23 protein-coding genes are annotated in these 21,001 nt (G+C 66.9%); 17 read left to right on the top strand and 6 right to left on the bottom strand.

What is annotated here, in order from left to right:
- The first annotated feature begins 124 nt into the window (after positions 1-124).
- From AC07O0_RS03275 to AC07O0_RS03265, 3 genes are read left to right on the top strand one after another with little or no spacing between them, the layout of a single operon-like run.
- Complete coding sequence (locus tag AC07O0_RS03275; protein WP_494619981.1) at positions 125-583, top strand: MarR family winged helix-turn-helix transcriptional regulator; 459 nt, start codon at positions 125-127, stop codon at positions 581-583.
- Positions 580-2,223 carry an efflux MFS transporter permease gene (locus AC07O0_RS03270; RefSeq protein ID WP_494619979.1) on the top strand — a complete coding sequence of 548 codons (1,644 nt, stop codon included), beginning with the start codon at positions 580-582 and terminating at the stop codon, positions 2,221-2,223. Before AC07O0_RS03275 ends, AC07O0_RS03270 begins: the two co-directional genes overlap by 4 nt.
- Positions 2,220-3,260, top strand: a complete 1,041-nt coding sequence (locus AC07O0_RS03265) for an HlyD family secretion protein (protein WP_494619978.1) — start codon at positions 2,220-2,222, stop codon at positions 3,258-3,260. Before AC07O0_RS03270 ends, AC07O0_RS03265 begins: the two co-directional genes overlap by 4 nt.
- Positions 3,261-3,277: 17 nt before the next feature.
- Here AC07O0_RS03265 and AC07O0_RS03260 read toward each other — a convergent pair whose 3' ends face one another.
- Positions 3,278-3,691: a hypothetical protein gene (locus AC07O0_RS03260; RefSeq protein WP_494619976.1), complete on the bottom strand. Its 414-nt coding sequence runs from the start codon at positions 3,689-3,691 to the stop codon at positions 3,278-3,280.
- A gap of 366 nt (positions 3,692-4,057) precedes the next feature.
- Between AC07O0_RS03260 and AC07O0_RS03255 the strand changes: the two genes are divergently transcribed.
- The 4 genes from AC07O0_RS03255 to AC07O0_RS03240 all read left to right on the top strand — a co-directional run bounded on the left by AC07O0_RS03255 (position 4,058) and on the right by AC07O0_RS03240 (position 8,316).
- Entirely contained in the window at positions 4,058-5,305 is a 1,248-nt protein-coding gene (locus AC07O0_RS03255; protein ID WP_494619974.1) for an ABC transporter substrate-binding protein, read from the top strand.
- A 64-nt stretch (positions 5,306-5,369) separates the two neighbouring features.
- Positions 5,370-6,323: a carbohydrate ABC transporter permease gene (locus AC07O0_RS03250; protein WP_494619972.1), complete on the top strand. Its 954-nt coding sequence runs from the start codon at positions 5,370-5,372 to the stop codon at positions 6,321-6,323.
- On the top strand, positions 6,320-7,210 hold the full coding sequence (locus AC07O0_RS03245; protein WP_494619970.1) for a carbohydrate ABC transporter permease: 891 nt from the start codon (positions 6,320-6,322) through the stop codon (positions 7,208-7,210). The genes AC07O0_RS03250 and AC07O0_RS03245 overlap by 4 nt, the downstream gene beginning before the upstream one ends.
- 2 nt (positions 7,211-7,212) lie before the next feature.
- The gene (locus AC07O0_RS03240; protein WP_494619968.1) at positions 7,213-8,316 is read left to right on the top strand and encodes an ABC transporter ATP-binding protein; all 1,104 of its coding nucleotides are present in this window, start codon (positions 7,213-7,215) and stop codon (positions 8,314-8,316) included.
- A gap of 6 nt (positions 8,317-8,322) precedes the next feature.
- On the opposite strand, the gene AC07O0_RS03235 is transcribed toward AC07O0_RS03240, so the two are convergent.
- Positions 8,323-9,534 carry an aminotransferase class V-fold PLP-dependent enzyme gene (locus tag AC07O0_RS03235; RefSeq protein ID WP_494619966.1) on the bottom strand — a complete coding sequence of 404 codons (1,212 nt, stop codon included), beginning with the start codon at positions 9,532-9,534 and terminating at the stop codon, positions 8,323-8,325.
- A 100-nt stretch (positions 9,535-9,634) separates the two neighbouring features.
- On the opposite strand from AC07O0_RS03235, the gene kynA reads away from it, so the two are divergent.
- Positions 9,635-10,483, top strand: a complete 849-nt coding sequence (gene kynA, locus AC07O0_RS03230; protein WP_494619964.1) for a tryptophan 2,3-dioxygenase — start codon at positions 9,635-9,637, stop codon at positions 10,481-10,483.
- Positions 10,484-10,621: 138 nt separating this feature from the next.
- Here the strand turns inward: kynA and AC07O0_RS03225 are convergent, their stop codons facing one another.
- The gene (locus AC07O0_RS03225) at positions 10,622-11,020 is read right to left on the bottom strand and encodes a hypothetical protein (RefSeq protein ID WP_494619963.1); all 399 of its coding nucleotides are present in this window, start codon (positions 11,018-11,020) and stop codon (positions 10,622-10,624) included.
- A gap of 151 nt (positions 11,021-11,171) precedes the next feature.
- Here AC07O0_RS03225 and AC07O0_RS03220 point away from each other — a divergent pair, with 151 nt between their 5' ends.
- The 6 genes from AC07O0_RS03220 (at position 11,172) to leuD (ending at position 14,881) form a co-directional block, all read left to right on the top strand.
- A complete protein-coding gene (locus AC07O0_RS03220) occupies positions 11,172-11,348 on the top strand; it encodes a hypothetical protein (protein WP_494619962.1) in 177 nt (58 codons plus the stop codon).
- Positions 11,349-11,441: 93 nt separating this feature from the next.
- Positions 11,442-12,860, top strand: a complete 1,419-nt coding sequence (leuC, locus tag AC07O0_RS03215) for a 3-isopropylmalate dehydratase large subunit (protein ID WP_494619961.1) — start codon at positions 11,442-11,444, stop codon at positions 12,858-12,860.
- Between the two features lie 26 nt (positions 12,861-12,886).
- The gene (locus AC07O0_RS03210; RefSeq protein WP_110487988.1) at positions 12,887-13,132 is read left to right on the top strand and encodes a hypothetical protein; all 246 of its coding nucleotides are present in this window, start codon (positions 12,887-12,889) and stop codon (positions 13,130-13,132) included.
- Entirely contained in the window at positions 13,132-13,590 is a 459-nt protein-coding gene (locus tag AC07O0_RS03205) for a metallopeptidase family protein (RefSeq protein ID WP_494619958.1), read from the top strand. Before AC07O0_RS03210 ends, AC07O0_RS03205 begins: the two co-directional genes overlap by 1 nt.
- A 5-nt stretch (positions 13,591-13,595) precedes the next feature.
- Entirely contained in the window at positions 13,596-14,228 is a 633-nt protein-coding gene (locus AC07O0_RS03200; protein ID WP_494619957.1) for a LysE family translocator, read from the top strand.
- 50 nt (positions 14,229-14,278) lie between these two features.
- Positions 14,279-14,881, top strand: a complete 603-nt coding sequence (leuD, locus tag AC07O0_RS03195; protein WP_494619956.1) for a 3-isopropylmalate dehydratase small subunit — start codon at positions 14,279-14,281, stop codon at positions 14,879-14,881.
- Positions 14,882-15,029: 148 nt separating this feature from the next.
- Here the strand turns inward: leuD and AC07O0_RS03190 are convergent, their stop codons facing one another.
- From AC07O0_RS03190 to AC07O0_RS03180, 3 genes are all read right to left on the bottom strand, one after another.
- The gene (locus AC07O0_RS03190) at positions 15,030-16,274 is read right to left on the bottom strand and encodes a DUF1501 domain-containing protein (protein WP_494619955.1); all 1,245 of its coding nucleotides are present in this window, start codon (positions 16,272-16,274) and stop codon (positions 15,030-15,032) included.
- Between the two features lie 2 nt (positions 16,275-16,276).
- Positions 16,277-17,725, bottom strand: coding sequence for a DUF1800 domain-containing protein (locus AC07O0_RS03185; RefSeq protein WP_494619953.1), 1,449 nt, complete (start codon positions 17,723-17,725; stop codon positions 16,277-16,279).
- Between the two features lie 138 nt (positions 17,726-17,863).
- Positions 17,864-18,652, bottom strand: a complete 789-nt coding sequence (locus AC07O0_RS03180) for a DUF4394 domain-containing protein (protein ID WP_494619952.1) — start codon at positions 18,650-18,652, stop codon at positions 17,864-17,866.
- Between the two features lie 201 nt (positions 18,653-18,853).
- Between AC07O0_RS03180 and AC07O0_RS03175 the strand changes: the two genes are divergently transcribed.
- From AC07O0_RS03175 to AC07O0_RS03165, 3 genes are all read left to right on the top strand, one after another.
- Positions 18,854-19,417, top strand: coding sequence for a sigma-70 family RNA polymerase sigma factor (locus AC07O0_RS03175; RefSeq protein WP_494619950.1), 564 nt, complete (start codon positions 18,854-18,856; stop codon positions 19,415-19,417).
- Positions 19,414-20,166 carry an anti-sigma factor gene (locus tag AC07O0_RS03170; protein WP_494619949.1) on the top strand — a complete coding sequence of 251 codons (753 nt, stop codon included), beginning with the start codon at positions 19,414-19,416 and terminating at the stop codon, positions 20,164-20,166. The genes AC07O0_RS03175 and AC07O0_RS03170 overlap by 4 nt, the downstream gene beginning before the upstream one ends.
- Before the next feature lie 80 nt (positions 20,167-20,246).
- Positions 20,247-20,996 carry an SDR family oxidoreductase gene (locus tag AC07O0_RS03165; RefSeq protein ID WP_494619948.1) on the top strand — a complete coding sequence of 250 codons (750 nt, stop codon included), beginning with the start codon at positions 20,247-20,249 and terminating at the stop codon, positions 20,994-20,996.
- Positions 20,997-21,001 lie beyond the last annotated feature (5 nt).

The raw sequence follows: 21,001 nt of genomic DNA, 5'->3' as shown, positions 1-21,001 counted from the left end.
TTTGTCGGCGCTCGACGAAGGCGCAGGACGAAACATTCCCACCATGCATATCAAAGTCGACGAATAGCGATTGAAATGCACTCATTGCATTGATATGTAGGCATATCATTAGCAAGCTATCTATATGAACGCTATGGACTCCCCAGAGCTTCAGGCCGCCTTCACCGCTGAGCTGGCTTCAGCCAACCGCAAGCTCAGGGCGCTGGTCGACGAGCGCGCTCGCGACATGGGGCTGACGCTCTCACGGGCTCGCCTCTTGATGCAGCTCGCCAAGGCCGACGGGCCGATCCAGTCCGACCTTGCGGGGTTGCTCGACATCGAGCAGCCGACGCTGGTGCGCCTGCTCGACGGGCTCGAACGCACCGGCATGATCGAGCGCCGCGCCGCCGAAGGCGACCGCCGCGCCCGGCGGGTCTTCCTGACGCCGATCGCGCGCGCCCAGGCCGAGGATATCCTCGCCTTCCTGGCCGAACTGCGTGCCGATGTGCTCGACGGGATCGATCCGCACGATCTGGAGATCGCCTTGCGTGTCCTCGCCCGGATGTCGGAGAACATCGTCGCCAGCCGGGGCACCCCGCGATGAGCCTACCCTCGCCTGCTCCGCAGACCGTGCCGCAGCCAGCGGCACCCGCCGCGGCCGGCATGAGCCGCGCCCGTGCGCTGGGCTATATGCTGGCTTCGACGGTGCTGGCGATGACGCAACAGGTCGGCGCCAATCTCGTGGCGACGAATGTCTACCAGATCCAGGGCGATCTCGGAGCCACCGTCGCCGAAACCAACTGGCTGATCGCCGCCTATATGGCGCCGAACGTCTCGCTCTCGATCGCCCTGATCAAGATCCGGATGCAGTACGGCCTGCGCAACTTCGCCGAGATCAGCATCGCCGGTTTCGTCGTCGCCGCCTTGCTGAACTTCTTCGTGCACGACCTGCAATCTGCCGTGGTCGTGCGCTTCATGAGTGGCATCGCGGCCGCGCCGCTGTCCTCGCTCGCCTTCCTCTACATGATCGAGCCGCTGCAGCCGCGCCAGAAGCTCACGGTCGGCCTGTCGCTGGCCCTGACCAACACCACGCTCGGCATTCCCGTAACGCGGCTGCTCTCGCCGAGCCTGATCGAGATCGGCGGCTTCCATGGTCTGACCCTGTTCGAGATGGGGCTGGCGCTGGTCGCCTTCGGCCTAGTCTACGCCCTGCCGCTGACCACGCCGCCGCGGGTCAAGGTGATCGGCCCGCTCGACGGCTTAAGCTATCTCCTGATCGCGCTCGGTTTCGGCGCCACCGCCGTCGCGCTCTCGCTCGGCCGCATCTATTGGTGGCTGGAAGCGCCCTGGCTCGGCTGGCTCTTCGCCGGCGCGATCCTCTGCCTGACGCTGGCGGCGATCATCGAACTGCACCGGCAAAGCCCGCTCATCGACATACGCTGGCTGACCAGCCCGGCGACGCTGCACTACGCCACGGTATTGCTGCTCTTCCGCGTCGTGCTGGCGGAACAGACAGTCGGCGCCTCCAATTTCTTCCAGGCCCTCGGCTTCCAGAACGAGCAGACCCTGCCGCTCTATGGCGTGATCCTGGCGGCGATCCTCGCCGGCGGCTTCACCTGCGCGGCGCTGCTGCGGCCCGGGCGGGAGAGCGCCTTCTACGCCGTGGCTCTGATCTGCATCATGACCGGCGCGCTGCTCGACAGCAGCGCCACCAGCCTGACCCGCCCGCACGACATCCATCTCAGCCAGGCGCTGGTGGCCTATGGCTCGGCCCTGTTCCTGCCCGCAGCCATGGGACAAGGCCTTGCCCCGGCGCTGGCGCGCGGGCCGGTCTATATCCTCAGCTTCTTCGTGATCTTCCTGTTCACCCAGAGCATTGGCGGCCTGCTCGGCTCGGCGCTGTTCGGCAGCTTCATCACGCTCCGGATCAGCTTCCACTACAGCCAGCTCGCCGAGCATTTCTCGCTGGCCGATCCGCTCGTCGCCCAGCGCATCCAGGAGCTCGCCGGCACCTATGGCCATATGCTGACCGACGCCGGGCTGACGCGAGCCGAGGGCATCACCCTGCTCGCCCAGCAGGCGATCCGGGAAGCGACCGTGCTCGCCTACAACGATGCCTTCCTGCTGATCGCCGTGATCGCCGGCAGCGCGCTCGCTGGCCTGACCGCCCATCTCGCCGCCATCAACCTGCGGGAGCGCTTCGCCGCTCCGGCCGCCACGTCTGAACCCGCGCCCCAGCCATGACCCGCATCTTCCGCTCCGTCTCGACCTATATCGCGCTCACCGTCGGCCTCGCCGGGCTCGCCGTCATCCTCTACGCATGGCGATTGCCGCCCTTCGCCAGCGCGATCGAGACCACCGAGAACGCCTATGTCCGCGGCCAGGTCACGGTGATCGCACCGCAGCTCGCCGGCTATGTCGCCGAGGTGGCCGTGCAGGATTTCGCCGCGGTGAAGCACGGCCAGCTCCTCGTCCGCATCGACGAGCGCATCTTCCAGCAGCGGCTGGAGCAGGCCCGCGCCAGCCTCGCCGCCCAGCGCGCGGCGCTCGCCAATTCCGAGCAGTCCCGCCACGCCGCGGAGGCGCGTTTGCGTGCCAGCGAGGCCAATGTCGCCAGCGCCGAGGCTGCCCTGCGCACGGCGGAGGCCAATTGGGGCCGTATCGAGCCGCTGCGCGAGCGTGGCGTCGTCAACCAGACCAATGCCGATCAGAGCCTGCAGGCGCTCGACCAGGCCCGGGCCGGGCTGACGGCGAGCAACGCCGCCGTCGACGTCTCGCGTCAGGATGTGCAGAGCGCGATCGTCAACAAGGGTTCGCTCGAAGCGGCGGTCCAGGGAGCCGAAGCCACCGTCCACCTCGCCGAGATCGACTTGCAGAACACCCGCATCACCGCCCCGCAGGATGGGCGCCTCGGCGAGGTCTCGGCCCGGCTCGGGCAATACGTCTCGGCCGGCACGCAATTGATGGCGCTAGTGCCGAGCCAGGTCTGGGTGATCGCCAATTTCAAGGAGACGCAGCTGCCAGGCATGCGGATCGGCCAATCGGTCAGTTTCACGGTCGATGCGCTGCGTCACGCGCGGCTGACCGGCAAGATCGAGCGCTTCTCGCCGGCGGCCGGCTCGGAGTTCAGCGTGATCCGGCCGGAAAACGCCACCGGCAATTTCGTCAAGATCGCCCAGCGCGTGCCGGTGCGCATCGCGATCGATCCCGGTCAGGAGCTGGCCACGCGGCTTTCGCCCGGCATGTCGGTGGTGGTCAGCGTCGACACCGCTCAGCGCTGACGAGCCGCATGACCTGATCAATCAGCGATATCGACGTCGGTGAGCTGGAAGCCGCTCGGCGTCTTCGTGAAGGTGAAGATGCTGCCTCCGCAGGCGATGGCGTAGACCTCGTTCCTGGCGCCGTCGCGATCGTAGACGGGCTTGGCGCGCTGAAGGCAGGTGCGGTTCTTCGCAGTGAAGTCGCGCGGCCAGGCCTTGGCACGGAACTGCGCGGCATCGCTGATCGAGGCATCAGCCATATAGGGCAACCGTGTCATGGCGGCGACGGCCGCCGGATCGTTCGCCTTCAGCGCCGCCCGAAACTTTCCGATGAAGCCGTCGAACTCCTTCTGCACGGCCGGAGAGGCAGTGGCCGGTCTGGGAGCCTGAGCGGAGGCGGGAGCGAAGGAGGCGAGAGCGGCGGCGATCACAAGGCCCGGCAGCGTCTTCATGCGTCAGCTCCGTCCGCTCAATCAGCGCGGGGTCGCTGACCGGGCGGGATGCTACCGCAACGTCACCATTCTCTCCAGCGGCGTGCGTCCATTCCCGATGCGGATCACGGATTGACGCATCGGCTTCGATCCCACCATGTTAGGTTGACCGGCCCGTGAAATTCGCCCTTGCGATGTAGGCTGGCGATTGATCGCCTCGCCATGGCGAGACCAGCAGGAACGTCGAAACCAAGCGGGGTGAAGCGGACCGGCGACGATATGATTTCCCTACCGACGGGCGGGTGAGCTCGCCCCTGCATCGAAATGGCAGCGATCGGCGAAGAGCCGACGCGAGAACCAGCAAATTCTTCCAGGGAGTGGACAACGATGACGATCCGGAAGCTCACATTCGTTCTGGCCGCTGGCCTGCTCGGCCTCGCCCCCGCCAAGGCACAGGAGCAGGTCGAGGTCCTGCATTGGTGGACCGCCGGCGGCGAGGCTGCGGCGCTCAGCGTGCTCAAGGACAATCTCGGCAAGCAAGGTGTCGGCTGGAAGGACATGCCGGTCGCCGGCGGCTCCGGCGTGCAGGCGATGACCGCGCTGCGCGCCCGGGTCACCGCCGGCACCCCGCCGACCGCGGCGCAATTGCTCGGCTTCAACCTGCGCGATTGGGGCTCGCAGGGTTTCGCCGCCAATCTCGACGATGTCGCCAAGGCCAATGACTGGGAAAAGCTGGTTCCCGAACCGCTCAAGGCATTCGCCAAGGATGGCGGCCACTGGGTCGCCGCGCCCGTCAACATCCATTCGACCAACTGGCTCTGGATCAACAAGGCGGCGCTCGACAAGGCCGGCCTGCAGCCGCCCAAGACCCTCGACGAGTTCTTCGCCATGCTCGACGCCTTCAAGGCGCAAGGCATCACGGCTCTCGCCCATGGCGGCTCGCCCTGGCAGGACACCACCTTGTGGGAGGCGGTGGTGCTCTCGCTCGGCGGTATGGATTTCTACAAGAAGGCCGTGCTCGAGCTCGATCCGGCAGCGCTGAAATCGGACACGATGCGCAAGACCTTCGACACGATGACCAGGCTGCGCGGTTATTTCGACAAGGGCTTCTCCGGCCGTGACTGGAACCTCTCCACCGCCATGGTGATCAAGGGCGAGGCCGGCGCGCAGGAGATGGGTGACTGGGCCAAGGGCGAGTTCATCGGCGCCAAGAAGGTGCCGGAGCAGGACTTCGTCTGCATCCGCTTCCCGGGCACACAGGGCAACGTGCTGTTCAATTCCGATCAGTTCATGATGTTCAAGCTCGGCACAAAGGACATCCCGGCGCAGCACAAGATGGCGGCGGCCGTGCTGGATACGAGCTTCCAGATCGCCTTCAACAAGGTGAAGGGCTCGGCCCCGGCGCGCCTGGGCGTCTCTGACGCCGAGTTCGACGCCTGCGGCAAGAAGGGCATCAAGGATGTCGCCGAGGCGATGGCCGCCGGCACCATGGTCGGCTCGCTCGCCCATGGCTATGCCCAGCCCGACTCGATCAAGAACGCCTTCTTCGACGTCGTGACGCAGCACCTCAACGGCCAGCTCACCACCGACCAGGCGCTGACCCGTCTGCCGGCGGCGATCGCCGCCGCCAAGTAGTCGCCTCTCCTGCCCTCCCGGATGCCGGCGCCCTGCGCTCCGGCATCCGCCGGACTCCATCCGCATGACTGCAGCGCCCTTGACCGACGCGGCCGGGAGATCGTCAGGCCACCTGGCCGAGAAGCTGCGCCTTGCATTGCCGAAGCTGGTGCTGGCGCCGAGCTTCGCCGTGGTGCTCGTCTTCGTCTACGGCTTCATCCTCTGGACGATCTACCTCTCGTGCACGCCCTCGCGCATGCTGCCGATCTACCAGCTGATCGGCTTCGACGCCTACCAGCGGCTCTGGTCGCAGCCGAACTGGTATGTCGCGCTGCAGAATCTCGCGATCTTCGGCTCGCTCTACCTGGTGCTGTGCACGGCGATCGGGCTGACGCTGGCGATCCTGCTCGACCAACGCATCCGCTTCGAAGGCGTGCTGCGGCCGATCTTCCTCTACCCGATGGCGCTGTCCTTCATCGTCACGGGCACGGCCTGGCAATGGTTCCTCAATCCCACGCTCGGCCTGGGGCGCACCCTGCACGCGCTGGGCTGGCAGACATGGGCGCCGGTGCGCTGGCTCGGCTGGGAGAACGCGCAGTTCGATTGGCTGGTCAGCACGGAGACCGCGATCTACACGATCGTCGTCGCCGGCGTCTGGCAGGCCTCCGGTTTCGTCATGGCGATGTTCCTCGCCGGCCTGCGCGGCATCGACGGCGAGATCGTCAAGGCGGCGGAGATCGACGGCGCCTCTGCCTTCACCATCTACCGCCGCATCATCATCCCAATGCTGCGGCCGGTGTTCCTCTCCGTCTTCATCGTGCTCGCGCACATGGCGATCAAGTCCTACGACCTGGTCAAGGCGCTCACCGGCGGCGGCCCCGGCAACGCCACCGAGCTGCCGTCGACCTTCATGTATTCCTTCACCTATGAGCGCAGCCAGATGGCGGTCGGCGCCGCCAGTGCCGTGGTCATGCTGATGACGATCACCGCGATCATCGTGCCCTATCTCTATTCCGAGCTCAGGGAGCGGCACGGATGAGCGGCAGCATCGGCTCGGTGCGCCCCGGCACCAACCTGACCTCGCGGATCGTGATCTACGGGCTCCTGGCGATCTTTGCGGTGCTGTTCCTGCTGCCGCTGTTCGTCATGGTGGTCACCTCGCTTAAATCGCTCGACGAATTGCGCGGCGGCACCATGCTGTCGCTGCCGCAGGAGGTGACCTTCGAGCCCTGGCAGAAGGCTTGGAGCGAAGCGCGTATCGGCGTCGGCAGCGTCAATGGCGACGGCATTCGCGGCTTCTTCTGGAACTCCTTCCGCATGGTCGTGCCGGCGGTGATCATCTCGACGATGCTGGGGGCACTCAATGGCTACGTCCTGACCAAGTGGCGCTTCACCGGCCACCAGTTGATCTTCGGCCTGATGCTGTTCGCCTGCTTCATCCCGTTCCAGATCGTGCTGATCCCGATGGCGCGGCTGCTCGGCATCATGGGTCTGGCCAATTCCACCGCCGGGCTGGTGCTGGTCCATGTCGTCTACGGGCTCGGCTTCACCACCCTGTTCTTTCGCAATTTCTACGAGGCCTTCCCGGACGAGCTGGTCAAGGCGGCGCAGATCGACGGGGCCGGGTTCTTCCAGATCTTCTGGCGGATCCTGCTGCCCTCCTCGGGGCCGATCATCGTGGTGACGGTGATCTACCAGTTCACCAATATCTGGAACGACTTCCTGTTCGGCGTCTCGTTCTCCTCGGGGGACCAGGCGCCGATCACGGTGGCGTTGAACAATCTGGTCAACTCCTCCACGGGCGTGAAGGAATACAATGTCCACATGGCGGCGGCGATGATCGCCGCCCTGCCGACATTGCTCGTCTATGTCGTCGCCGGCCGCTATTTCGTGCGCGGGCTGATGGCCGGAGCGGTCAAGGGGTGAGCATGAGCGCAGCGTTCCTCGACATCCGCGACGTTCACGAGCGCATCGGCGCGACGCCGGTGCTCAAGGGCATCAACCTCACCTTGGAAAAGGGCGGCTTCCTCGTGCTGGTCGGCCCGTCCGGCTGCGGCAAGTCGACCTTGCTCAACACCATTGCCGGGCTGCTGCCGGTGACCAGCGGCGACATCCTGATCGACGGCCAGACGGTGACGCACCTGGCCCCGTCGAAGCGCGACATCGCCATGGTGTTCCAATCCTACGCGCTCTACCCGAACATGACGGTGGCGCAGAACATCGCCTTCGCCCTGGAAATGCGCAAAGTCCCCAAGCCGGAGCGAGAGGCGGCCGTACGCGCCGTGGCTCAGACGCTGCAGATCGAGCATCTGCTCGGCCGGCGCCCGGCCCAGCTCTCCGGCGGCCAGCGCCAGCGCGTCGCGATGGGCCGCGCTCTGGTGCGCAAGCCGCGGGTGTTCCTGTTCGACGAGCCGCTGTCCAATCTCGACGCCAAGCTGCGCGTCGAGATGCGGCACGAGATCAAGCGCCTGCATCAGCGCACCGGCAACACCATCGTCTATGTCACGCATGACCAGATCGAGGCGATGACGCTCGCCACCAAGATCGCGGTGATGCGCGACGGCGAACTGCAGCAGGTCGGCACGCCGGACGAGATCTACAACCGGCCAGCCAATCTCTTCGTCGCCGACTTCATGGGCTCGCCGGCGATGAACCTGCTCACCTTGCGCCATGTCGCCGGCAAGGGCCTGGTCAGCAAGAACGGCGCGGACATCGAGATCGCCCTGCCGCCCAGCGCCCATGGTGCCGCTTTGAGCGACGGCCAGGAGGTCATCCTCGGCATCCGGCCGGAAGCGGTGACCGACACCGCCATCACAGACCCCTCCGCCGGCAGGCTCGCGCCGCTCGACATGCAGATCGAGGTGGTCGAGCCGACCGGCTCGGACCTCTACGCCATCGCCCGCCGCGGCGAGATCACACTGACCGCGCGCCTGCGTGCCGACGCTCCCGTCAAGGCCGGGGAGATGTGCAGGCTCGCCCTCAACCTGGACAAGGCGGTGCTGTTCGACCCCGTCAGCAAGGTGCGGATCTAGGCTCGCTCAGACGAGTTCGCTCAAGCGCTTCAACAGCGTCTGCACATCGTCGGCGTTCTGGTAGAGCCCGAAGCCGACACGCAGGCGATCGCCACGCAGGTCGACGGTGATGCCGGACTGCTTCAGCTTCTCGTGCCACAACTCCGCATCGGCATGGCGGAAGGTCAGGAAATTGCCGCGTGCCAGCTCGCTCAAGGGCACGACCAGGTTCTCCAGGGCGAGCACACCAACCGGCTTCCGCGCCAGCCCGTCGGCGAAGATCGCCTGCAAGGCATGGGCGTGGGCATGGATCGCCGCGACGTCGAGGCCCTTGGCCTCGAGCCAGTCGAACATCGCACCCATGCGGTAGAGGCCAGAAGGGTCGAAGGTCGCGCCCATGAAACGCCAACCGTTCTGCGCATAGCCGATCTCGCCCTGCGCGCCCGAAAGCGCGCCGAAGGAGGCATACCAGCCAGTGTCACGCGGCCGCATGGCGAAACCGGGCGGGCAGTGCATGAAGCAGGCGCCCTCGCCCGACATGGCGTATTTATAGCCGCCGGCGATGTAGAAGGCCTTGTTGGCAATGGCAGAGAGATCGGTCGGCCGCGCCAGGAAGCCGTGATAGCCGTCGATGACGACGAGCCGGCCGGGCGCCGAGACGCCGTCGACCAGCGCCTCCAGGTCGGTCAGCGCATAGCCAGAGTTGAAGTGGACCTGGCTGACGAAGACCATGTCGGGACCGAGGCCGGTTTGCGCCGCCGCAATCAGCCGCTCGGTCAGGCCCTCGAAAGGCTCGGCCGGCACGACGGTGAGCTCGATCAGCCCGTCCTCGGCGAGCCGCTCGATCTGGCGCCGGAAGGAATGGAATTCGGCATCGCTGGTCAGGATGCGCGGCTTGCGCTCGCGCGGCAGGCAGGAGAGCAAACGGTTGACGAATTCATGGGTGTTGTTGGCCGGAACGAGCCCGTCGATGCCGGGCAGATTCAGGTGCCGCGCCACGCCCTGCGCCAGCTTCTGCCAGACCGGACCCAGTACTTCCTGCCATTTGCCGTCGACGAGGCGGGCGGCATCGTCCCAGGCGCGCAAATGGGCCTCGCGCGTCACGTCCGGCCAGAAATGATGGCTGTGGGCAGCGAAATGCAGCTTGGCCGGCCAGTTCTGGCGGAAGCGCGAGAACTCGGCGGCAAGGTCGAAGGGCGGGCGACCGAGCGTTGCCGGAACCTTCGTCATCTGGTCCATCATCATGCTCCGCAGCCTTGCCGAACCGGCAAAATACTTTAAGCTTAAAATATCTTGCGCCGCTCCCCAGTCAAGGCGCGAGGCGAGCGAGGGCGGCATCATGACCAGCGGGACGGGCGACCACCAGAGCCGGATCGAGCCGGGCATGCAGACCGATTTCAAGGAGCGGATGGATTACGGCTCCTATCTCGGCCTCGATCTCCTGCTCGCAGCGCAGAAGCCGCTGAGCGACGCGCCCGACGAATTGCTGTTCATCACCATCCACCAGGTGCAGGAGCTCTGGCTGAAGCTCGCGACCCACGAGCTCGACGGCGCCATCGCCGCGATCAGGGCGAACGAATTGCAGCCCGCCTTCAAGTCGCTGGCGCGGGTCTCGCGCATCCAGGCGCAGCTCGTCACCGCCTGGGACGTGCTCTCGACCATGACCCCGGCCGATTATCTCGCCTTCCGCGACGCGCTCGGCCAGTCCTCGGGCTTCCAGTCCTACCAGTATCGCGCGCTTGAATTCCGACTCGGCGCCAAGGATCCGCGCATGCTGGCGATGCACAAGCATCACGCCGAGCACCACGCCCATCTGAAGGAGCTACTGGAAGCGCCGAGCCTCTATGACGAGGCGCTGCGCCTATTGGCGCGACGCGGCCTACCGGTCCCACCCGAGTGCGTCGAACGCGACTGGAGCCAGCCGCATGTCGCGAACGAGGCGGTGAAGGCGGTGTGGCTTTCGATCTACCGCGACACGCACCAGCATTTCGATCTCTACGAGCTCGCCGAGGAACTGGTCGACCTCGAGGACCAGTTCCAGCAATGGCGCTTCCGCCACATGAAGACGGTCGAGCGCATCATCGGCTTCAAGCAAGGCACCGGCGGCTCAAGCGGGGTGAAGTTCCTGAAGACGGCGCTGGAGCGCTCGTTCTTCCCGGAGCTGTGGCAGCTGCGGAGCGAGCTCTAATTCTCCTGATCATTCCGGGCGAGCGCGCGTTTCCAGTTCGTCATGCTCGCCCTTGTGGCGAGCATCCACGTCTTGAACGCCGCACTTGCCACAAAAAGACGTGGATGGTCGGGACAAGCCCGACCATGACGGGAGAGGTTACTCGTTGTTCCCGAAGGTCATGTCGCGTCGCGCCGTCAGGATGCTGATCGAATAGCCGGCGATCACGTCGACCAGCGCCATCAGCGTGATGATCACGAAGGTGCCGGTGCCGAAACCGGGGACGAACAGGAAAATCAGCCCGCAGGCGATGAACACCACCATGGACAGGCCATGGTTGAGGATCGAGCTCGACTTGGCGCTGGTCGCATTCATGATCTCGAAGAAGAGCACGACGGTCGAGATCGCCAGCAGGAGCTCGCTGACCGTCAGCACGAAGGCACCGCCTGACGGCAGGCCGATGCTCAGGAGTTCGCGCGAAAGCGGCACGCCCATCGCCGCGACGGTGACGCCATAGGCGATGACCGCCAGCAGCATGAAGGGGAAGAAGCGCGCCATCGCATCACCAATCCGTTTGCCGGCACAGCCACTCTTTCGCAGCGCACCCGGAGCCGCTAGATATCAGCCCTGCGCGGAACGCGCTACGCGGTTGCCGCAGCGACAGCTGCACCGCGTTGCCCGTGCAGTTTGGAACTGGTAGAAGCGGGTCATGACACCGAAGCGGCAGAACAGGGGCGAAGTCCGGCGCGTGATGCGCCGCACGCTGAACCTGCGCCGTTTTCCGACCACCCAGGGCTTCGCCGCGCTGCATGACCATGCCCGCCTGCCCTGGCGCTTCTTCGGCCGCTTCACGGCCTCGCTCGCAGCAGGCCTTACGCTCGCCTGAGACCGGCCGTCCGGCCGGCGACAGGCCGTTGCGATGCGTGCTGGCCCCAAAGCGGGCCGCTACCCGATTTCCATACCGAAGGCGATTGAAGCCATGACTGCGACCAAGGCCCCCACCACCCTCTACGACAAGATCTTCGAGGACCATGTCGTCGACCGCCAGGACGACGGCACCTGCCTGCTCTATATCGACCGCCACCTGGTGCACGAGGTCACCAGCCCACAGGCCTTCGAGGGCCTGCGCATGACCGGCCGCAAGGTCCATGCCCCCGGCAAGACGCTCGCAGTCGTCGACCACAACATCCCGACGACCGACCGTTCCAAGGGCATCGCCGAGGAAGAGAGCCGGATCCAGGTCGAGGCGCTGGCCAAGAACGCCAAGGAATTCGGCGTCGAGTACTTCAACGAGCTCGATATCCGCCAAGGCATCGTCCACATCGTCGGCCCCGAGCAGGGCTTCACCTTGCCAGGCACCACCATCGTCTGCGGCGACAGCCACACCTCGACCCATGGCGCCTTCGGCGCGCTGGCCCACGGTATCGGCACCTCGGAGGTCGAGCACGTGCTCGCCACCCAGACGCTGATCCAGAAGAAGGCCAAGAACATGCTGGTCCAGGTCGACGGCAAGCCCGCTCCGGGCGTCGGCGCCAAGGACATCACGCTCGCCATCATCGGCGAGATCGGCACCGCCGGCGGCACCGGCTCGGTGATCGAGTATGCCGGCGAAGCCATTCGTGGCCTCTCAATGGAAGGCCGCATGACCGTCTGCAACATGTCGATCGAGGGCGGCGCCCGCGCTGGCATGGTCGCGCCGGACGAGAAGGCCTATGCCTATCTCAAGGGCCGCCCGAAGGCGCCGCAGGGTTCCGCCTGGGACGAGGCGCTGCGCTACTGGGAAACGCTGCGCACCGATGAGGGCGCGCATTTCGACCGGATCGTCCGGCTCGACGCCGCCAACCTGCCGCCGATCGTCTCCTGGGGCACCAGCCCCGAGGACGTGATCTCGGTGACCGGCGCAGTGCCCGATCCGGCGCTGATCGAGGACGAGACCAAGCGCAGCTCGAAGCAGCGGGCGCTCGACTATATGGGCCTGACCGCCGGCACCAAGATGACCGATATCCCGCTTGACGTGATCTGGATCGGCTCCTGCACCAATGGCCGCATCGAGGATCTGCGCACGGTCGCCAAGATCGTCGAGGGCAAGAAGATCCATGAGAGCCTGGACTACGCCATGATCGTCCCGGGCTCTGGCCTGGTGAAGCAGCAGGCGGAAGCCGAGGGGCTCGACAAGATCTTCCTCGCCGCCGGCTTCGAATGGCGCGAGCCGGGCTGCTCGATGTGCCTCGGCATGAACCCGGACCAGCTCAAGCCGGGCCAGCGCGCCGCCTCGACCTCGAACCGCAATTTCGAGGGTCGCCAGGGCTATCGCGGCCGCACCCACCTCGTCTCGCCGGCGATGGCGGCCGCGGCGGCTCTGATCGGCCACTTCGTCGACGTGCGCACGCTGGGCTGAAGCGGATCGTTTCGCGGGAGGATGTCATGAGCACCGATCCCCGCGAAGCCGCTCGCGCCAAGGAAGCCAAGGAAGCGCTCGATCGCGTCAGGCGCGACGATGAGAGCTTCCTCGGCTCATCCATGGGGCGCGCGGCCGACCACTTCTCCGGCAAGGACGCGCCGGAAGGCGACAACATCGAGCTCTGGGGCCGGCGCATCGGCCGCTTCCTCTCGCTGATCGCCTTCATCGGTCTGTCCTGGTGGCTCGGGCATCAATTGAAGATCTGGTGATGGGCTCAGTTCCCTCGATCAAGACAGGCGCTTCGGCGCCGGCCTCGCAGGGTCTCGACTGGGACGGCGTGCGCGCGCCCTCGGGCGCCGAGTTCGAGATCCTGGCGCAGGCGGCCTATGACCGCCTGCCCGAGGATTTCCGCAAGCTCTGCGCCGACCTCGTCATCAATGTCACCGAATTCCCCGAGGACGACGTGCTGAAGGAGCTCGAGGCCGAGAGCCCCTTCGACCTGCTCGGCCTGTTCTCCGGGATCGGCCTGCCGCAGCAGGGCTACGCCCCGCAGACCGGGCAGATGCCCAACACCATCCACCTCTACCGCCGGCCGATCCTCGACTACTGGGCCGAGCATGACGAAACGCTCGGCGCCATCGTCACCCATGTGCTCGTCCACGAGATCGGCCACCATTTCGGCTTCGACGACGACGACATGGACGCAATCGAGAAGGCGGCGGGATAAAGACAATGATCGACGAACTGATCCGCCATCTGCCCGACCTGGCCCTGGTCTTCTCGGCTTTCGTCATCGCCGTGGCCAGCCCTGGACCGAGCAATCTCCAGGTCATGGCGACCTCGATGGAGCATGGTCGGAAAGCCGGGATGACGCTCGCGCTCGGCGTCACCACGGGATCGCTGACCTGGGGCATCCTCGCCGCCATCGGCGTCACGGCGCTGATCGTCGCCCATCCCGGAGCGCTCTACGCCATCAAGATCGTCGGCGGGCTTTATCTCCTGTTCCTGGCCTGGCGCTCGGCCCGCTCGGCGATGCAGGCGGAGATGCCGCCGCCGAAAGCCAGTGGCTCGGGCCGCCGCCTCTATCTGCGCGGCTACCTGATGCACCTCACCAACCCGAAGGCGATCCTGAGCTGGACGGCGATCATCGCGCTCGGCCTCAGGCCCGAGACGCCGGCGGTGGTGCTCTACGCCATCATCCTCGGCTGCCTGACGATCTCGCTCGCGATCAACCAGACCTATGCCTACCTGTTCTCGACCGCCTCGATGGTGGCGGGCTACCGCAGGATCCGCCGCCGGGCGGAAGCCTGCCTCGCCGCCTTCTTCACCTTCGCCAGCTTCAAGCTCCTGACGGCGCAGCTCTGACTTAGCCGTCGCCCCAACCTGACCAGACAAGACCTGCCGGAGTATCCGCCATGCAGCCCTTCACCACCCTGACCTCGACCCCCGCCCCGCTGAAGGTGATCAATGTCGACACCGACATGATCATCCCCAAGCAGTATCTGAAGACGATCAAGCGCACCGGGCTGGGCACCGCGCTGTTCTCGGAGATGCGCTACAAGGAGGACGGCTCGGAGAACCCGGACTTCGTCCTCAACCAGCCCGCCTATCGCAAGTCGGAGATCCTGGTCGCCGGCGACAATTTCGGCTGCGGCTCGTCGCGCGAGCACGCGCCCTGGGCCCTGCTCGACTTCGGCATCCGCTGCGTGATCTCCACCAGCTTCGCCGACATCTTCTACAACAACTGCTTCAAGAACGGCATCCTGCCGATCGTGGTCAGCCAGGAGGACCTGGAGAAGCTGTTCGACGACGCCGATCGCGGCTCGAACGCGACACTGACCGTCGACCTGGTGAACCAGAGTATCAAGGGGCCGGATGGCGGCGAGATCCGCTTCGAGATCGACCCGTTCCGCAAGCACTGCCTGCTCAACGGCCTCGACGACATCGGCCTCACCATGGAGAAGTCGAGCAAGATCGACGCCTTCGAGGAGAAGCTGGCAAAGCGCGCCTGGGCGTGATGACCCCTTCTCCCCTCGGGGGAGAAGGTGGCAGCGCGAAGCGCTGACGGATGAGGGAAGGGCCGCGTAAGCGGCCCTTTTCTGTCTCACCCAGTCGAAGCGCCCTCATCCGCCTGCCGGCACCTTCTCCCCCGAGGGGAGAAGGAAGCTAGACGATCAGCCCCTGCATCGGCGCGAGCCCGCCGGTGCCGGGGAACACCTTCTCGGCCAGCACAGGCCCGGATAGCCCGAACAGATCGGCGACCACCCCCTTCGCGACCGCGCGGATGTCAGTGGTCGGCTTCAGATCGCGCTGCTCGTGCAGTTGCTCCGGCCTCAACCCCGGCCAGTCGACGATCATCCGCTTGCCCTTGACCGCGCCGCCGACCAGGAAGGCGACCGTGCCGGTGCCGTGATCGGTGCCGACCGTGCCGTTGACACGGGCGGTGCGGCCGAATTCGGTGACGACCATCACCACCGTGTCCTTCCAGACCGGCTTTAGCCCGCTCTCGAAGGCCGCGAGCGCGCCGTCGAGCCCGCCGAGCAGCGTGGCGAGCCTTCCCTTGGCGCCGCCCTCGTTGGCATGGGTATCCCAGCCCTCGAACGCCAATGCAGCGATGCGCGGGCCGTCCTCGGCACGGACCAGTCGCGCTGCGCCCTCGGCAATGCGCTTCATGCCCTCGGCGCTGTCCGGCCCGCCGCCGCCGCGCGGTTGCTCGGCGCCCTGCTTGCTCGCGATCAGCTCGGTCTCGATCGCTCGCTTCAGCACCAGCGCCAGGGCCGGATCGCGCTCGCCATAGAGATCGCCGAGGCGCTGGACGAGATCGGCCCCGGCCCGCGCCATGCGCGGCGGCGCCCAGCCGAGCACCGGCGCCGCGCCACGCACCACCAATGGAGGCACCACGCCGACGCCGAGTGCGCCATGACGCGAGACCGCCTCGCCCGGCGGCAGGCTGGCGATCAAACGATTGAGCCAGCCGCTATCGGTCTTGCCCGGCCCGCCCTGCCCGCTTTCCAACACGTCCTGCCCGTCGAAATGCGAGCGCTCGCGATAGCCGGTGGCGCTGGCATGGACGATCGCGGCCTGCCCGCCGGCATAGAGCCGCGCAAGGTTCGGCATCGCCGGGTGCAAATAGAAGAAGCCGTCGAGCGGCAGTGCCGCCTCCGGCCCGTCCTTGGCCAGCACGATGCCTTCGCGCAGATCGGCATAAGCGGGATCGCCGAGCGGCGGCACGGCCGAGAGCCCGTCGAGCGCGCCGCGCAGCACCACCAGCAGGAAGCGGGCATCGCGCGAGCCTGCCGCCGCATGCGCGAATTTCGGCATGTAGGACCAGGCGAAGAGCGCGCTGGCCGCCCCGAGCACGGCGCGGCGCGAAGGCGTCATCCGTTCGCAATCATCGTCGTCGGCGGCCATGCTCACCTCCGCTGGAATTCGGGCGACATCAACAGCAGCGCGAGCGCCTGAGGCTTGCTCTCGGCACGCGCCACAGCCTGCCGGGTCTGCGGCGAGGCAATCGGGCCGAGCACCTCCTCGACCAGCGCGCGTGGGTCGGCGACCGAACCGGCCGCCTGCCGACCGAGTTGCGCCGCGACATCGATGCGGGTCTTGATACCTTCCGGCGTCGCCCAGGCCGCATTGGTATCGGGATAGCCGTCCGGGCCGGAGGGCTGCCAGAGCGGCTGGCCCATGACGCCGAGCGGCCCGGCGACCTGGCCGAAATCAGGCTTGCGGCCGAGCGCCCGGAACGAGGCGATGAGGAATTCCTGCGGGGTCCGCAGCTTGGTCGCGGGCGCCGCCACGGCGAGTTCCGAGGTCACCAACGTACGCGACAGCGCAGCGAGATCGCCGCCCGTCTCGCGGAAGCTGCGGGAAAGCTCGGCGACCAGCGCCTGCGGCGGCTCGTCGGCGACGAAATGGCGGGCGAGCTTGCGGGCGATGAAACTGGCCGTGCTCGGATGGCGGGCGAGATCGGCGAGCGCCGCCATGCCCTTCTCCTTGCCGTCCTGTCGATAGACCTTGCCGAGCAGTCTCTGGCCGCCGGGATCATGCAGGCCGGGATTGAAGGCGAAGGAACCGGGAAAGCCGAGCCGCGCATCGCGCCCCACGACGGTCCAGCCGGTGATGATCCGCGCCAGCGAGGTGACGTCTCCTTGCGTATAGCCGCCGGAGACGCCGAGCGTATGCAGCTCCATGATCTCGCGGGCGAGGTTCTCGTTGAGGCCGCGGCCGCGGCGCTTGCCGGCGCGCGAATCCGGGCCGATCGAGAGCTGGTTGTCGAGGAAGTTGAGCATCGCCGGGTGGCTCTCGACCGCGATCAGCAAGTCCTCGAAGTGGCCGAAGATGTTGGGGCGGATCGCCTCACGCTCGAAGGCGCCAGCCATGGCGCGGACGAAATTGCCCTTGGCGACCGAGACGCAGAAATGGTTCGACCAGAACTGCACCATTCGCTCGGCGAAGCCGGTCTCGGCCTCGAGCGCGCTTTGGAAGCGCGCGACCGCTTCCTCGCGATAGATCGCCTGCGGAAACTGGGGAACCGGCTGCGCGGGAGCGGGCATCTGTCCCTGCGGCTGTCCGGACATAGGCGGCGCGGCTGCGACCTGCACGCCCTGCCCCATGCCCTGCTGGCCGGCGACGCGCTTTGCCTCACGCGCCGCGCGCTCCTCATCCTCGAAGGCATAGAGCGCCCGGCCGATCGGCGCGGCGCCGGAGAAGCTGGCGCGCGGCTGGGCAGCGCCGTCGCTGCGAATCTCCGCGAGCAGGCGCTCGCGTGCATCTCCCAGCGCTGCGCTCTGCCCCGGCCTCAGGCCGAGGCCAAAACGTTGCAGGGCCAGCATCTTCAAGCGCGGGTCTGACCAATCTGCCATGCCCTCGCCTCCGCCATCTGCGTCGCCGCCCGCAAAGTCCACTGCAACTATGGCGAAAGCCCGACCATCTCCGCAACGCGAAAGGCCGCCGCTCCCGAGGGAACGACGGCCTCCCGCTGGTCGAAAGATGCTTTCGGGTCACATCGCCGGCAGCGCCGCGACATCACGCACCGGCGCGGTGAGCCCGCCGATCTTGCCGACCATCGCGGCCTTGCCGGTGGCGATGTCGAGCTTGTAGAGGCCGCCATCGGCGACGAGCCAGCCCGTGTTGCTGCCATCGGCAGCCGTCTCGATGTCAAAGGCGATCGCCTTCGGGGTGATGCCGAGCTTGCCGATTGCGCCGAGCACGCCGTCATTCGGCGGCGCCTGCTTCAGGAGCCCGCCGATCTTGCCGTCGATGTCGTAGAGCGCCGTTTCCTTGGTGCCCTTGACCGAATTGCTGTAGGCGCCGGCGACGACCATCGGCGTCTCGCCCTTGTGCATGTCGGTCTCGGCGAATTTCAGCTTGCCGTCGACCATGGTCTTGCCGTCGTCGACATTGACGCGAAGGTTGGTGCCGTCGGCGCCGATCACACGCAAACGGTCGGCCGCCGGGTTGAAGTCGACCGTCGCCATCGTGCTGGCGGGCAGCACCGTGTCCATCTTCGACTTCATCGTCGCCTTGCCCGCCTTGTCGACCGTGTAGATCGTGCCGTCGGTGGCGAGCGCATAGAGCATGCCGTCGGCCGGGCGGACATCGATGCCGGCGATCTTGCCGTTGATGCCGCTGACCTTCATCGACTTGCCGGCCTTCTGGGTCGCGGTATCGACCATGGTCAGCGTGTCATCGCCGGTCAGCACGGCGAGCGTACCAGCCTGGGCTGCATTGGCCGCGACGGCCGCAGCGAGAATGGTGGATGCGAGAAGCAGGTTGCGAGCCTTGGTCATGAGATGTCCTCCGGTTGGTGTCGCGATCTCAAAGGGGCTGGCCGACGCCTCCTGCGACGCGGCACCCATGGCGGATAGCGACGAGCTTCCGGGGCGGATGCGGGTGCAAAAATAAAAGCCTCAGCCTGCATCCAAGGCGGCGGGCATCGCGTAACAATGGGCCGCCGCTCTCGCGAGGACGGCCGGAGACCGGGGAGACGGATGGCGACCGACGTGAAGCAGCCAGGAGAGCTCGGCGAGATCGAAACCGCGCTGCTCGCCTGCGCCGCCGGCGATAAATCAGCGCTCCGCCGCATCTACGAGGCCGAGTCGCCGCGTATGCTCGGTGTGGCGCAACGTCTCCTGAAGCGCCGCGCCTTGGCGGAGGAAGCGGTGCAGGATGCGTTCGTGCTGATCTTCAGGCATGCCGGCCGCTTCGACCCGGAGCGCGGCGCCGGCCTGACCTGGATCTACGCCATCCTGCGCAACCGTTCGCTCTCGATCCTGCGCGACGAGAAACGGACCGAGACCAGCGACACGCCGATCGCCGAGGAGACGGCGAGCGAGGAGGACGACCCCGAGACGGTGATGGCGAAACTATCGGACGCCACGGCGCTGCGCGCCTGCCTGGAGATGCTGCCGCCGCAACGGCGCGGCCTCGTGCTGCTCGCCTTCGTGCAAGGGCTGACGCATGGCGAGATCGCTGGGCGCCTCAAGCTGCCGCTTGGGACCGTCAAATCCTGGATCAGGCGGTCCCTGCTCTCGCTGAAGGAGTGCCTCGGATGAGCCCCTCCCGCGACGATCAACTCAGCCCGCCAGAGCGCGACGCGCTCGCCGGCGAATATGTGCTCGGCCTGCTCGACGACGCTGAGTTCGCAGTGGCAGAGCGCCGCCTCGACACGGATCGCGATTTCGCCGCCTCGGTCGAGCGCTGGCGGCAGCACTTCTTTGCACTCGATGCGACTGCCACGCCGCTCGCGCCATCCGTTGATCTCTGGCCCCGGATCGAGGCCGGGCTGGCGGGCCTGATCCAGCCGGCGGCTTCGGCGGCGACGGCCCGCCCGGCGATGGCTGGCTCCAGCCGCTTTGCCGAATGGTGGAACAGCCTGTTCGTCTGGCGCGGCGCTGCCTTCGCCGGCGCATTCGCGACCTTGCTGCTGGCAGTCGGTCTCGTCGGCGCACTCGATCGCGCCAGGCGCCAGCCATTGATGGTCGCGGTGCTTCTGACCGAGGGCAACGCCGCCGCCGCCGTGGTCAACACCTTCGCGGACGGACGTGTCGAGATGCTGCCTTTGCAGAGCATCGACGTGCCGGCCGGCAAGGCGCTGGAGATCTGGACCCTGTGGGACCGGGCCGTCGGACCGCGCTCGGTCGGCCTGATCGACCGGGCGCGCTCGACGCCGCTGCGGCTCGACAACCTGCCGCTCGGCAAGGACCAGCTCTTCGAGATCACGCTGGAGCCGGCGACCGGCTCGCCGACCGGGCGCCCGACCGGCCCGATCATCGCCAAGGGCACGACCTCGCAGCGGCTGTGATGGAGCCGACCAGTGCTGACGCGACAGGACGCCGCCGGGCGACAAGCTCGGCGGATCTGCAAGGCTGACGGCGAGACGTAATGACTGATCTGAACGGACGAACGGCTCTGGTCACCGGGGCCAGCAAGGGCCTCGGCCTTGCAATCGCCAAAGGGCTCGCGGCGCGCGGCGCGCATGTGGTGTTCCACGGCCGCAGCCAGGACATGCTCGACAGCGCTACCGCTGAGCTAATCGCCGAAGGCCTCGCCGTCTCGACCTTCGCCGCCGATCTCGCCGACGAGGAGGAGACCGCGCGGGCACTCGAGGCGCTGGTCGTACGCCATCCCCGCATCGACATCCTCGTCAACAATGCCGGTCTGCGCGACCGCCGGCCGCTCGATGCGCTCGACCGTGCCGCCTTCCGCGCGCTGCTCGAGGTCAACCTCGTTGCGCCCTTCGACCTGGTGCGGCGGCTCGCCCCGCACATCCCGGATGGCGGGCGCATCGTCAACATCACCTCGATCGCCGGCTCGATCGCGCGGGCCGGTGACCCCGGCTACATCGCGACCAAGGGCGGGCTGGAGGCGCTAACCCGCGCGCTCGCGGCCGAGCTCGGCCAGCGCGGCATCACGGTCAATGCCGTCGCGCCCGGCTTCTTCGCGACCGAGGCCAATGCCGGCCTCGTCGCCGATCCCGGCATCGCTGGCATGCTGGCGCAGCGGACCTCGATCGGGCGCTGGGGCGCGCCGACCGAGCTGGTCGGCGCCGTCGCCTTCCTGTGCTCACCGGAAGCGGCCTATGTCACCGGCGTCACGCTACCGGTCGACGGCGGCTATCTCGCGCATTTCTGAAGGCC

The sequence above is a fragment of the Allobosea sp. GW821-FHT10B12 genome, from assembly GCF_059415545.1.
Note: the sequence above shows the minus strand (reverse complement) of the source record. Positions and strands in the feature narration are given on the sequence as shown.

Excerpts from the sequence above, each read along its gene's own strand:
- AC07O0_RS03245 (WP_494619970.1), top strand. The coding sequence starts at position 6,320 with ATGAGCGGCAGCATCGGCTCGGTGCGCCCCGGCACCAACCTGACCTCG.
- AC07O0_RS03270 (WP_494619979.1), top strand. The coding sequence starts at position 580 with ATGAGCCTACCCTCGCCTGCTCCGCAGACCGTGCCGCAGCCAGCGGCA.
- AC07O0_RS03255 (WP_494619974.1), top strand. The coding sequence starts at position 4,058 with ATGACGATCCGGAAGCTCACATTCGTTCTGGCCGCTGGCCTGCTCGGC.
- AC07O0_RS03220 (WP_494619962.1), top strand. The coding sequence starts at position 11,172 with ATGACACCGAAGCGGCAGAACAGGGGCGAAGTCCGGCGCGTGATGCGC.
- AC07O0_RS03190 (WP_494619955.1), bottom strand. The coding sequence starts at position 16,274 with ATGGCCGCCGACGACGATGATTGCGAACGGATGACGCCTTCGCGCCGC.
- AC07O0_RS03260 (WP_494619976.1), bottom strand. The coding sequence starts at position 3,691 with ATGAAGACGCTGCCGGGCCTTGTGATCGCCGCCGCTCTCGCCTCCTTC.
- AC07O0_RS03180 (WP_494619952.1), bottom strand. The coding sequence starts at position 18,652 with ATGACCAAGGCTCGCAACCTGCTTCTCGCATCCACCATTCTCGCTGCG.
- AC07O0_RS03205 (WP_494619958.1), top strand. The coding sequence starts at position 13,132 with ATGGGCTCAGTTCCCTCGATCAAGACAGGCGCTTCGGCGCCGGCCTCG.
- AC07O0_RS03235 (WP_494619966.1), bottom strand. The coding sequence starts at position 9,534 with ATGGACCAGATGACGAAGGTTCCGGCAACGCTCGGTCGCCCGCCCTTC.
- leuD (WP_494619956.1), top strand. The coding sequence starts at position 14,279 with ATGCAGCCCTTCACCACCCTGACCTCGACCCCCGCCCCGCTGAAGGTG.
- kynA (WP_494619964.1), top strand. The coding sequence starts at position 9,635 with ATGACCAGCGGGACGGGCGACCACCAGAGCCGGATCGAGCCGGGCATG.
- AC07O0_RS03210 (WP_110487988.1), top strand. The coding sequence starts at position 12,887 with ATGAGCACCGATCCCCGCGAAGCCGCTCGCGCCAAGGAAGCCAAGGAA.
- leuC (WP_494619961.1), top strand. The coding sequence starts at position 11,442 with ATGACTGCGACCAAGGCCCCCACCACCCTCTACGACAAGATCTTCGAG.
- AC07O0_RS03200 (WP_494619957.1), top strand. The coding sequence starts at position 13,596 with ATGATCGACGAACTGATCCGCCATCTGCCCGACCTGGCCCTGGTCTTC.
- AC07O0_RS03240 (WP_494619968.1), top strand. The coding sequence starts at position 7,213 with ATGAGCGCAGCGTTCCTCGACATCCGCGACGTTCACGAGCGCATCGGC.
- AC07O0_RS03275 (WP_494619981.1), top strand. The coding sequence starts at position 125 with ATGAACGCTATGGACTCCCCAGAGCTTCAGGCCGCCTTCACCGCTGAG.
- AC07O0_RS03175 (WP_494619950.1), top strand. The coding sequence starts at position 18,854 with ATGGCGACCGACGTGAAGCAGCCAGGAGAGCTCGGCGAGATCGAAACC.
- AC07O0_RS03250 (WP_494619972.1), top strand. The coding sequence starts at position 5,370 with ATGACTGCAGCGCCCTTGACCGACGCGGCCGGGAGATCGTCAGGCCAC.
- AC07O0_RS03170 (WP_494619949.1), top strand. The coding sequence starts at position 19,414 with ATGAGCCCCTCCCGCGACGATCAACTCAGCCCGCCAGAGCGCGACGCG.
- AC07O0_RS03185 (WP_494619953.1), bottom strand. The coding sequence starts at position 17,725 with ATGGCAGATTGGTCAGACCCGCGCTTGAAGATGCTGGCCCTGCAACGT.
- AC07O0_RS03165 (WP_494619948.1), top strand. The coding sequence starts at position 20,247 with ATGACTGATCTGAACGGACGAACGGCTCTGGTCACCGGGGCCAGCAAG.
- AC07O0_RS03225 (WP_494619963.1), bottom strand. The coding sequence starts at position 11,020 with ATGGCGCGCTTCTTCCCCTTCATGCTGCTGGCGGTCATCGCCTATGGC.
- AC07O0_RS03265 (WP_494619978.1), top strand. The coding sequence starts at position 2,220 with ATGACCCGCATCTTCCGCTCCGTCTCGACCTATATCGCGCTCACCGTC.